The organism is Alteromonas sp. ABH4_452 (assembly GCF_056311825.1).
Window position 1 is genome coordinate 1040563 of the sequence record NZ_CM149973.1, and the last position, 11670, is coordinate 1052232.

Annotated in this window: 9 protein-coding genes; 5 read left to right on the plus strand and 4 right to left on the minus strand. The window is 44.9% G+C overall.

All coding sequences use genetic code 11. The features are described from left to right. Positions 1–71 precede the first annotated feature (71 nt). The gene (locus ACYX4N_RS04500; protein WP_476055735.1) at positions 72–755 is read left to right on the plus strand and encodes a type 1 glutamine amidotransferase domain-containing protein; all 684 of its coding nucleotides are present in this window, start codon (positions 72–74) and stop codon (positions 753–755) included. An 85-nt stretch (positions 756–840) separates the two neighbouring features. Here ACYX4N_RS04500 and argR read toward each other — a convergent pair whose 3' ends face one another. Beyond that, positions 841–1305 carry a transcriptional regulator ArgR gene (gene argR / locus ACYX4N_RS04505; protein ID WP_179984645.1) on the minus strand — a complete coding sequence of 155 codons (465 nt, stop codon included), beginning with the start codon at positions 1303–1305 and terminating at the stop codon, positions 841–843. A gap of 237 nt (positions 1306–1542) precedes the next feature. Here argR and mdh point away from each other — a divergent pair, with 237 nt between their 5' ends. After that, positions 1543–2481 carry a malate dehydrogenase gene (gene mdh, locus ACYX4N_RS04510; protein ID WP_476055736.1) on the plus strand — a complete coding sequence of 313 codons (939 nt, stop codon included), beginning with the start codon at positions 1543–1545 and terminating at the stop codon, positions 2479–2481. 715 nt (positions 2482–3196) lie between these two features. Here the strand turns inward: mdh and ACYX4N_RS04515 are convergent. Continuing rightward, entirely contained in the window at positions 3197–3334 is a 138-nt protein-coding gene (locus ACYX4N_RS04515; protein ID WP_476055737.1) for a hypothetical protein, read from the minus strand. Between the two features lie 300 nt (positions 3335–3634). Then, complete coding sequence (locus ACYX4N_RS04520; protein WP_476055738.1) at positions 3635–3808, minus strand: hypothetical protein; 174 nt, start codon at positions 3806–3808, stop codon at positions 3635–3637. Positions 3809–3878: 70 nt separating this feature from the next. On the opposite strand from ACYX4N_RS04520, the gene katG reads away from it, so the two are divergent. After that, positions 3879–6068, plus strand: coding sequence for a catalase/peroxidase HPI (katG, locus tag ACYX4N_RS04525; protein WP_476055739.1), 2190 nt, complete (start codon positions 3879–3881; stop codon positions 6066–6068). 155 nt (positions 6069–6223) lie between these two features. Here the strand turns inward: katG and ppc are convergent, their stop codons facing one another. Continuing rightward, on the minus strand, positions 6224–8845 hold the full coding sequence (gene ppc, locus ACYX4N_RS04530) for a phosphoenolpyruvate carboxylase (protein ID WP_476055740.1): 2622 nt from the start codon (positions 8843–8845) through the stop codon (positions 6224–6226). A gap of 232 nt (positions 8846–9077) precedes the next feature. Here ppc and ACYX4N_RS04535 point away from each other — a divergent pair, with 232 nt between their 5' ends. Further along, positions 9078–9698: an FKBP-type peptidyl-prolyl cis-trans isomerase gene (locus tag ACYX4N_RS04535; RefSeq protein ID WP_015068144.1), complete on the plus strand. Its 621-nt coding sequence runs from the start codon at positions 9078–9080 to the stop codon at positions 9696–9698. 331 nt (positions 9699–10029) lie between these two features. After that, positions 10030–11208 (plus strand): enoyl-ACP reductase FabV, encoded by a 1179-nt coding sequence (fabV, locus tag ACYX4N_RS04540; protein WP_476055741.1) that lies wholly within the window; start codon positions 10030–10032, stop codon positions 11206–11208. Positions 11209–11670 lie beyond the last annotated feature (462 nt).

Consider the following 11670-nt stretch of genomic DNA (forward strand, 5'->3'; position numbering starts at 1 on the left):
TTATGATCTAAGTCCCTCCACAACACGAATTAACTGACGAGAAAACTTTTAAATGCTCGCAAGGAGGGCTTATGACAAAACGTATGCTTATGGTAATGACGTCTCACGAAATTATGGGTGACACGGGTAAGAAAACTGGCATGTGGTTAGAAGAGTTCGCAGCGCCATATTACGCATTTAAAGATCAAGGCTATACGATTTCGCTGGCATCACCAATGGGCGGGCAAGTGCCTATTGACCCTAATAGTCTTGCAGAAGACGCAATGACAGACGACGCCATGCGTTATACTAAAGATGAATTGGCACGTAGTGCTATCGCCTCGACTATACCGCTTGAAGATGTGCGTGCAGATGAGTTCGATGCCGTATTTTACCCAGGCGGCCATGGCCCTTTATGGGACCTTTCTGACAACGCCCACTCGATTAAATTAATTGAAGACACAATTGCGGCGAATAAACCTGTCGGTGCAGTGTGCCACGCTCCAATCGTGCTAAAGGATGTTAAAACTCCAGATGGTAAATACTTAGTTGATGGCAAACAAGTAACGGGGTTCTCAAACAGCGAAGAAGCTGCAATGGAACTTACTGACGTTGTTCCTTATCTGGTAGAAGATGAACTGGTTAAAAAGGGCGGTAAGTATGAAAGTGCTGACGATTTCGCGGTAAAAGTCTTTACTGACGGTTTGTTAGTAACGGGTCAGAACCCACCGTCATCTCGCCCCGCAGCAGATGCGCTTATTAAGTTGCTATCTTAGGAAAACTTTCGGTTATACCCTATTTGGAAACCGCATCTTGTATGCGGTTTCTTGATTTTTGATTGTCGGCTTTTGGTTGCCCTAACTATACATTTTCAAATAAATCTTCAACGCGTTGTCTTAATTCTTCAATTCTTGTTACGTCAGCAGGGGCAATGAAAATAGTGTCATCACCTGCAATAGTCCCTAATACGCCGTCTTTTTTACTTAATGAATCAAGTAAACGAGCAATAAGCTGTGCTGCACCTGGGCTCGTTCTAATAATGACCATGACATTGTTGTGAACGATATCTAATACCAACTGTTTGAGCGGACTTTTGGCGGTAGGCATACCTAGTTCAGGAGGCAAACAGTAAACCATGTCTCCTCGTGCATTTCGGGTTCGTACCGCGCCAAACTTACTTAGCATTCTAGAGATTTTGGATTGGCTGATGTTGTCAAAACCTTGTGCTTTCAAAGCGTCAACAATCTCGCCCTGCGAACCGTAATTTTCTGCTTTTAGGATTTCTTTAAAAGCTTTGATGAGTTGCTCTTGTTTTGCGTTTGCCATTAGCGCTCTTTTCTTTTTTGAGTGTTATCGTAAGGAATTGTATTTAGTATGCGTATATTGTGCCGTACAGGTAGACTTTGCGCAATTTCTTTGCATAATCATTCATGATAATGAATATCGAATGAAAATCGCCATAAATAACGTTAATAAGACGATCCGGTGATTGAGTTTTCCCCCGCGTTGCATTAGTGTGACGTTCCGTTTAAATACGTGAAGTAATCCCATAGGAGAAATGGTATGAAAGTAGCCGTGTTAGGTGCTGCCGGTGGTATTGGTCAGGCGCTGTCTTTGTTGTTGAAAACACAATTGCCAGCAGGTTCAGATTTAGCGCTATATGACGTTGCGCCAGTTGTTCCTGGTGTTGCCGTTGATTTGAGCCACATCCCCACTGCGGTAAAAGTAACCGGTCACGGTAAAGATGACCTAGCTGATGCACTTACTGGAGCAGACGTAGTTCTTATTCCAGCGGGTATGCCTCGTAAGCCAGGTATGGATCGTTCTGATCTGTTCAACATCAACGCCGGCATTGTTAAAAACCTAATTGAAGGTGTAGCTGATAACTGCCCGAACGCGTGTGTTGGTATCATCACTAACCCAGTTAACACTACTGTAGCTATTGCAGCTGAAACGCTTAAAGCTAAAGGCGTTTACGACAAGAACAAGCTTTTCGGTGTAACGACACTTGACGTTATCCGTGCTGAAACTTTCGTTGCTGAACTTAAAGGTGTAGACGTATCTTCTGTGCACGTACCGGTAATCGGTGGTCACTCGGGTACAACTATCCTTCCTCTTCTTTCACAAGTTGAAGGCGTAGAGTTTACAGACGAAGAAGTATCTAGCCTAACTACTCGTATCCAGAATGCGGGTACTGAAGTTGTTGAAGCGAAAGTTGGCGGCGGCTCTGCAACCCTTTCAATGGGTCAAGCAGCAGCGCGTTTCTGTCTGTCTCTAGTTGCAGCAATGCAAGGTGAGAACGTTGTTGAGTACACTTACGTACAGACTGACGACAGCGACGACGCAGCATTTTTCGCACACCCAGTACGCCTTGGCGCAAACGGTGTTGTAGAAATCTTGCCATACGGCGAGCTAAGCGCGTTTGAAGAAAAAGCGAAAAACGACATGCTTGAAGGCCTACGTGGCGACATCAAGCTAGGCGTTGACTTCGTAAACGGCTAATAGTGCTATTGGCGGCGAAGCCTGAAAAGGCAATCAAAACGTAGGCCCGCCGTGAATACGTCCATGTAGGCTTCACCACCGCATCCATGCGGTGGAGAGCCTACATTTTAATTACCTTCCCAGTCTTTACACCAACGTGCGATCTTACCGGAACTCATTACTCTAGAGAGTAGAAAGCCTGTTACGACCTTACGTATCCAGCTTTTTTGTTGCGTGCTTGTAGGCTTCGTCATGGCATCCTTGGCATAGGAGAGCCTGCTTATCAAAGCCCCGCCAAATCCAAACCTTCCAATAGCCTAATCACTGAAGTTTTTTTAAAAAGACCAGTCTGTTACGACCTTACGTATCCAGCCTTTTTTGTTGCATCTTTGTAGACATCGCGACGGCGTTTTGGGTACATGTTTACTTATCAAAAACTTCTCTAAACCCAAAATCTCATTTTTCTATCTTTATAGATTTATTAGCCACAGAAAGGGGGGGCTTAGTTAAAATCCAAACGTTGAATAATTCCATGCTGAAGAATGACTATGTAACCCAGCGTTAGTGCGGTAAATGTGTAAAAAAAAAGAATCGCTATCTTTAAAGTAGGAGGCGATGAACGTTGTAAAGATCAAAACTAGGTAAGTGAAATCAGCCAATTTTTTATGCTTCATGGTGTTTTCCCCTCATTAGGTAGATATTAAAAGCTCGCCCAAAGGTGAGCTTTTATCACTTTTTACTTGTCTAAATAGCCAATGAACATCATTGCTCCGCCGACAGCGAGTCCGAATATACCTGTAGCTGGACCTCCGGCAATCCCAAGGCCTATTACTGCCATGCCTCCAGAGGTCCAATCACCCATTGCTCCAGACACTTGTGTAACTTCTTCTACATTTAACTCTTTCATAAGTCATCTTTAATCTATTAATAAAAACCCCAAGAATTGGGACCTTTAAAGTGTATTCAGGTCGAAGCGGCTTTTTAACTGTACGGAGGATTTGTTTGTAACCTCTTTTGGCAAACCATGATTAATTTGGCCGTATACTTTTGCAGTTACGAATGGACGTGCGTTTGTATTATTTAAGGGTAGGGCATTTCGCAATATTAAAAAGCCTGTCTTCACGTGAATCTGTATTGATACCTTTGGCTGTAGCAGAAGTACAAGGCTTCAATATTATGCTGCTTTCAGCCATGAGAAAAAGCTTAGTGACTTACCTGTATTGGCTTTGGTTGGCAAATGCTCGTAATAAGGGCCAATGTCTAAACTTTTGTGGAAAAGCGTAAAACTTTGACTATGCTTGGAGAACGCTGGTTTAGTATCAATGCTAACGTGACAGCGTAACTGCATGGGTCAACCCTATAACTTATCTAACCAACTAAGTTGTATAACGCTAACGAACAGGCAAAGAGGATGTAATATGAGCAATGCAAAGTTAGGTGATGTGAATGATTCGGCAAAAAAATGTCCGGTCATGCATGGTGGTTTAACAGCCACAGGGACAACAGTAATGGACTGGTGGCCTGAAGCCTTAAACTTAGACATTCTGCATCAGCACGATACGAAGACAAACCCAATGGGAGAAGACTTCGATTACCGTGAAGAGGTTAAAAAACTAGACTTTCAAGCCCTTAAAAAAGATCTCACCGACTTAATGACAGATTCACAGCCATGGTGGCCAGCGGATTGGGGGCACTATGGCGGCCTTATGATCCGTATGTCATGGCATGCGGCAGGTTCGTACCGAATTGCGGATGGTCGCGGTGGCGCTTCAACGGGCAACCAACGTTTTGCACCGCTTAACTCTTGGCCTGATAACGTTAACTTAGATAAAGCGCGCCGTTTACTTTGGCCCATTAAAAAGAAGTATGGCAACAAATTAAGCTGGGCTGATTTGTTTGTTCTTGCGGGGACCATAGCTTACGACAGCATGGGTCTTAAGACTTATGGTTTTGCCTTCGGTCGTGAAGATATTTGGCACCCTGAGAAAGACGTTTACTGGGGCGCTGAGAAAGAGTGGTTAGCGCCTAGTGATGAACGCTATGAAGACGTAGAAAGTGCTGAAACCATGGAAAACCCTTTGGCAGCTGTGCAGATGGGCCTTATTTACGTAAACCCTGAAGGCGTTAACGGTAAGCCAGATCCACTTAAAACGGCAGCTCACGTACGTGAAACCTTTGCGCGTATGGCAATGAACGACGAAGAAACCGTTGCGTTAGCAGCCGGTGGTCACACGGTGGGTAAATGTCACGGTAACGGAAGTGCAGAAGCGTTAGGGCCAGACCCAGAAGCAGCAGGTATTGAAGAAGCCGGTCTTGGCTGGATGAATCATGAGAGCCGCAGTATTGGTCGTGATACCGTATCTAGTGGTATTGAAGGCGCGTGGACGACGAATCCTACGCAATGGGATAACGGCTATTTCCACCTACTGCTTAATTACGAATGGGAACTGAAAAAGTCTCCAGCGGGCGCTGAGCAGTGGGAACCAATCAATATTAAGGAAGAAGACAAGCCTGTTGATGTTGAAGACCCATCAACACGCTACAACCCTATTATGACCGACGCCGATATGGCGATGAAGATGGATCCGGAATACAGAAAAATTTCTGAAAAATTTTATAACGATCACGAATACTTCAGCGAAGTGTTCGCCCGCGCATGGTTTAAACTTACTCACCGCGACCTAGGACCAAAAGTTCGTTACATAGGGCCTGATGTACCAGAAGAAACGTTAATTTGGCAGGATCCAGTTCCTGAAGGCAGTACGTCATATGACGTTGAAGCGTTGAAGAGTAAAATTGCAGAATCAGGCCTATCTGTTGGGGATATGGTAGCAACAGCGTGGGATAGTGCTCGTACCTTTAGAGGGTCAGATTTACGTGGCGGCGCTAATGGTGCGCGAATTCGTTTAGCTCCTCAGAAAGATTGGGAGGGCAATGAGCCTGAGCGTTTAAATAAGGTGCTAGAGGTTCTTGCTCCACTTGCTGGCGCGGCGGGTGCAAGCCTTGCGGATACCATTGTTTTAGCAGGTAACGTGGGCATAGAAAAGGGTATTGAAGCGGCTGGCTTTAACGTACCTGTTCCTTTCTCTCCTGGACGCGGCGACGCTACTGACGACATGACCGATGCTGAATCGTTTGATCCATTAGAGCCAATTGCAGACGGTTACAGAAACTACCTTCAAAAAGACTTTGCAGTTAAGCCAGAAGAGCTAATGTTAGACAAAACCCAGTTACTTGGTTTAACAGCAAAAGAAATGACGGTACTAGTAGGCGGTATGCGCATGCTTGGCACTAACTACGGCGGCAGTAAGCATGGTGTATTCACCGACAATGTAGGTACGCTAAGCACGGACTTCTTCGTAAACCTTACTGACATGAAATACACGTGGAAGCCGACTGGGAAAAACAGCTACGCCATTGTCGATAGAGCATCAGGTGACGAAGTGTTTACCGCTACACGCTTTGACTTAGTGTTTGGTTCAAACTCAGTGTTGCGAGCGTATGCTGAGCTATACGCGCAAGATGATAGCAAAGAGAAGTTTGTTAAAGACTTTGTTGCAGCGTGGACAAAGGTGATGAACGCAGACCGCTTCGACCTTACCTGTTAGTTCTTATCTAAAGTGTAAGTAAAAACACGTAAGCAATAAAAAGCCCGCTTCATCATATGAAGCGGGCTTTTTTTATATTATTTCGTAGCGAAGCAATTGGTGACCAACATAATAAAGCTGTGTGCGTCAATTCAAGCGCTTCGTTAGCACAGTGATTAACCCGTGTTACGCATACCGATAGCAATACCCGCGATGGTAACCATCATAGCGCGTTCTAGGCTAGTGTTCTGCGCATCGTCGCCGGCTTTACGGATACGATCTAGAAGCTCAATTTGCAGGTAATGAAGGGGCTGGAGATACGCCGCACGAATTTCCATCGACTCTTTACCCTGCGGGTCGTTCTTCATAATGTCGTCATCGCCTGTGATAGCCAATAGTGACGAGATGCTTTCCTTAAGCTCGCTACGTAACGCTTCACCAAAGTGCTTAAGCTCTTTAGGTACAAGGCGCTCATCATAAGCTTCACTAATGCGTGGGTCAGCTTTGTGGAACACCATGTCTAGCATAGAAAGACGCGAACGATAGAATGGCCATTCGCTGAACATTTCGTTAACTACTTTCTCGTTCTCAGGGGTCTTCACGCTATCAATAGCGCGCATAACGCCTAACCAGCTCGGCAGTACCAAACGGGTTTGTGCCCAAGCGAAGATCCATGGAATAGCACGTAGGCTCTCAATTCCGCCTTGTGGCTTACGCTTAGCAGGGCGGCTGCCTAGAGGTAGTTTGCCTAACTCTTGCTCTGGTGTAGCCACGCGGAAGTAAGGTACAAACTCTTCATCGTGACGTACAGTTGCACGGTAGTTATCACGACCTTGCGCTGCCATTGCGGTAATAAGCTCACGCCACTCTTCTTTTGGTGCCGGAGGTGGGAACAACATAGCTTCAATAATGGCGCTGGCGTAAATACCTAAGCTGCGTTTAGCCAGTTTTGGCATACCGAACTTATAGCGAATGGTTTCGCCCTGTTCTGTTACGCGGAAACCGCCTTCTAGTGAGCCAGGAGGCTGTGAGTAAATAGCAGCGTGTGCTGGCAATCCACCACGACCAATCGTACCGCCACGACCGTGGAATAGGGTTAGGCTTACGTCGAATTCTTCTGCAATGGCTACCAGTGCTTCTTGCGACTGATACTGTGCCCAGCCAGCTGCTAATGCGCCAGCATCTTTCGCTGAATCAGAGTAACCAATCATGACAAACTGACGACCTTTCACGTAACCGCGATACCAGTCGATAGACAGAAGTTTGCGCATTACGTCAGGCGAGTTGTTCAAATCGTCTAGCGTTTCAAATAGTGGTGCTACCGGCATTGGCCAATCTACACCGCTTTCTTGAAGAAGCAGCTGAACCGCCATGACATCTGATGGTTCGCTTGCCATAGAGATAATGTAGATACCAAAGCCATGCTTACTGTGTTTTGCAATGACCTTGCAAGTATCTAGTACTTCTTTTACATCGTCAGATGCATCCCATTGTGCTGGGAATAGCGGACGTTTTGAGCCTAGCTCGCGCAATAAGAATGCTTGCTTGTCGGCTTCGCTCCACTGTGCGTAATCGCCTAAACCTAAATAGCGAGTAAGTTCGCTAAATACGTCTGCGTGACGTTCAGAGTCTTGGCGTACATCAAGGCGTAGAAGGTGAATACCAAATACGCGAGCACGACGAATGGTGTCTAGTAGTAGGCCATTAGCAACAACCTGCATACCGCAGTCTAATAGTGACTGATAGCAAAGCATCAATGGCTCAATTAGCTCATCGTCGCTTTCTATCCAGTTAGACGTGTCAGGGTTTTTACCCGCAAGATAGTCGGCAATGCCGTCACGAGTAGCAATAAACTTATTAACCAACGGGCGAAGTAGGGCGCGGTACGGTTCGTTTGCATCGCCTACTTGTTCACGTAGTTCTTCATTGCAATCGTACATTGAAAGTTCTACTTGCAAACGATCAAGGTCGATAGCGAAAAGTTTAGCTGCGCGCTTTCTTGCCAGCAGCAATACTTGCTCGGTTACTTTTGAAGTAACAAATGGGTTACCGTCTCTGTCGCCACCCATCCAAGAGCTAAATTGTACTGGTGACGAGTCTAGCGGTAGCGATACGTCGTAGTCTTCATTTAAGCGACCATCAAGCTCGCGCATGAAGTCAGGTACCGCTTCCCACAATGAGTTTTCAATGACCGAGAAGCCCCAACGCGCTTCATCAACAGGCGTCGGGCGCACTGAACGAATTTCTTCAGTGTGCCACGCTTGAGCAATAAGGTCAGCGATGCGTGTTTCTATCTTCTTACGCTCAACATCACTTAACGATTCTTGATGCACAGCCTGCAGGCAGTCCGCTAGCTCTTTATGTTTATGAATAAGTGTACGGCGCGTAACCTCAGTAGGGTGTGCGGTTAATACAAGATCGATGTTTAGTTTTGCAACGGCGTCTTGTACTTTGTCAGCAGTCAGTTCTGCTTTATCTAGGTGTTTAAACAGAGCATCAATAGATGCATCGACATTCATTGCCGCGTTGTATTCTTGCTCGGCAATATTACCTAGGTTCAAGAATTGTGCGAAGGCACGACCAACAGTCAGCAAATCGCTGTCAGACATTGTTTTGAAAGTTTCTTTCAGTTCTTCGCTACAAGTAGCGTCTCCCTGATAAGAAGCTCGGCCGCCTTTACGAATCTTTTCAATACGGTCTAGCCACTCCTGACCTAATTGATTTTTGATTGTTTCACCAAGGGTTTTACCAAGGTATCGAACGGTATCTTTCAGTTCAGCATCATAGTGTGTTTGCATGCTATCCTCCTAAATATATGGGCTAACCATACTGTGTCCTTTGCGACTTGTCTAACCACTTTCGGTTATAATTTACAACATTTTGATACTTTTGCACCCTAGTTAACATTGCTCAAAGCAAGATATTTTGTGGTGTGGTACACTCTTGCACCGGAAAATGCAGAAACATTCTCGCGTTAAGCGTTTTGTTTGAAATTTGTACTGCATTTGTAATTTAATTTCAGGAGTTCTTGTGACTGATACATTCAATACAGTAGAAACCCAAGCAAGTTACGGCATTGGTTTTCAAATGGGTCAACAACTACAATCAAATCCTTTCGACGGACTAGCGATTGACGCTGTTGTAGCTGGCCTAAAAGACGCCTTCGCAGGTCAAGCACCTCAGGTTGATAACGACACTCTACGTGATGCGTTTGGCGAAATTCACAAGCGTATGCAAGCTGCTAAAGAAGAAGCAAGCAAAGCGGTTATTGAAGAAGGCACAAAGTACCTTGAAGAAAACGCAAAGCGTGACGAAGTAACCGTAACTGAATCTGGTCTTCAATATGAAGTTGTTACTGAAGGTGACGGCGAGACTCCAGATGCTTCTAGCACAGTACGTGTTCACTACCACGGTACGCTTATAAACGGTACTACGTTTGATAGCTCTTACGAGCGTGGTCAGCCAGCTGAATTCCCAGTAGGCGGCGTAATCAAAGGTTGGACTGAAGCACTTCAACTTATGAAAGCAGGTTCAAAGTATCGTCTATACGTACCACACGACCTAGCTTACGGTGAGCAAGGTGCTGGCGCAGCTATTGCACCTTACAGCACCCTAATCTTTGACGTAGAACTTCTTGACGTTCTAGGTTAATGATTTCTTCACAGGAGTGCCCAGTGGTGCTCCTGTGAATATAAGTATTCTTCTTTGTTTAATCTTTTATTCCTTTCTATCTTCTAGCCTATTCCTTTTACTTTTCTAACGCTTAGTTTGTAAACGAACAGCACACTTATAATCTGAACGCGTTTACGTGTCGCTTGTTTAAATCTAAATATGTGATGCTACTATGTTTTGTTGGTGAGAATGCATGTATGCGATATGCTGGCAAAAGCGTATTAAAGGTTAGCAGGGTCCCATCTGCTCCGAGTTGTTATCAGTGGCTTCGGCATTACAATAGCCCCACGCTCAAATAAGGAAAATTATTATGGTTATCAAGCCTAAAGTGAGAGGCTTCATTTGTACAAACGCGCACCCGGTAGGCTGTGCTAAAGCGGTTGATGAACAAATTGCTTATGTAGAAGCAAAAGGTGACTTAGGCGAAGGCCCTAAAAATGTACTGGTTATTGGTAGCTCAACAGGCTACGGATTAGCGTCACGCATCACATCTGCCTTTGGTTATGGCGCAAAAACATTAGGTGTTTGCTTTGAAAAAGCGCCAACGGAACGCAAAACGGGGACTGCTGGTTGGTACAACACTGCAGCATTCCATGAAAAAGCTAAAGCAAAAGGCTTGTATGCAGACACTATTAATGGCGACGCATTTTCTGATGAAATCAAAAATGAAACCATTGAAAAAATCAAAGCTGAAATGGGTAAGGTTGACTTGGTTATTTATAGCCTTGCGTCTCCTCGCAGAACCGACCCGGAAACCGGTGTGACCTACAAGTCGACGCTTAAGCCAGTAGGCGAGGCATACACCACAAAAACTTACGATACAGATAAAGACAAAGTGCATGAAGTGGCGCTTGAGCCCGCCAATGACGATGAAATCCTCAACACCATTAAAGTGATGGGTGGCGAAGATTGGGAACGTTGGATGGACTTTTTACGCGATGCTGATGTGCTAGCAGAAGGCTGCAAAACCACTGCCTATACCTACATTGGTAAAGAGCTTACATGGCCTATCTACGGTCAAGCTACTATCGGCAAAGCAAAAGAAGACCTTGATCGCGCTGCAGCTGCTATTATTGGCAAAAACAGTGACTTGCTTGTACAAGCAAACGTAAGCTCACTAAAAGCGCTCGTGACGCAAGCAAGTTCTGCCATTCCCGTAATGCCGCTTTATATTTCACTTATTTACAAAGTGATGAAAGAAGAGGGCACACACGAAGGCTGTATTGAACAGATTCATGGTTTGTTCACACAGTGCCTGTTTGGCAATACGCCTACGTTAGATGAAGCAAATCGCTATCGCATGGACGGCAAAGAAACAAATGACGCTACTCAAGCGAAGATTAAAGCGCTATGGGACCAAGTGACACAAGAGAACTTTCATGACTTAAGTGACTACAAAGGTTACCACCATGAGTTCCTAAAGCTGTTTGGTTTTGACATTGACAGCGTTGATTACGACAGTGAAGTTGACCCATTGGTTAAGTGGTAAAGCCTAAACTTACCATTAATTAACTTAATGCAATTCGTGCAAAAGCCGTCTGATTTGACGGCTTTTTTGTACCGAATTACAAGCCGATATAGGGTGTCATCGAAAAAATTGTAAATGAATAAGACCAAAGGTTTACATTAAATTGTAGAAAAATTTGCCTTTATCTTGAAATAGCGTGGCACAAACGTATGGGTTAATGCTAAAATCCCGAAATTAAGTAGGGGTCTTTTCTGCCTCTACCAAAACAGCAGTGGCGATTGCAGCTACACAACAACAATAATAAGTGTAAATTTCTGCTGGTGGTCTATATAGAAAGGACGAACAAAGCGTCCGCTAAAGGAATTATGCGTTACGGCTTCATAACAGGCTGACCGTAGCAATTGCAGCAAGTTCCATCAATCAACAAAAAAGGTGTCTAACACCTGTTAATAGTGCGTTTTTGCATGCTGACAGGCAGGTTTT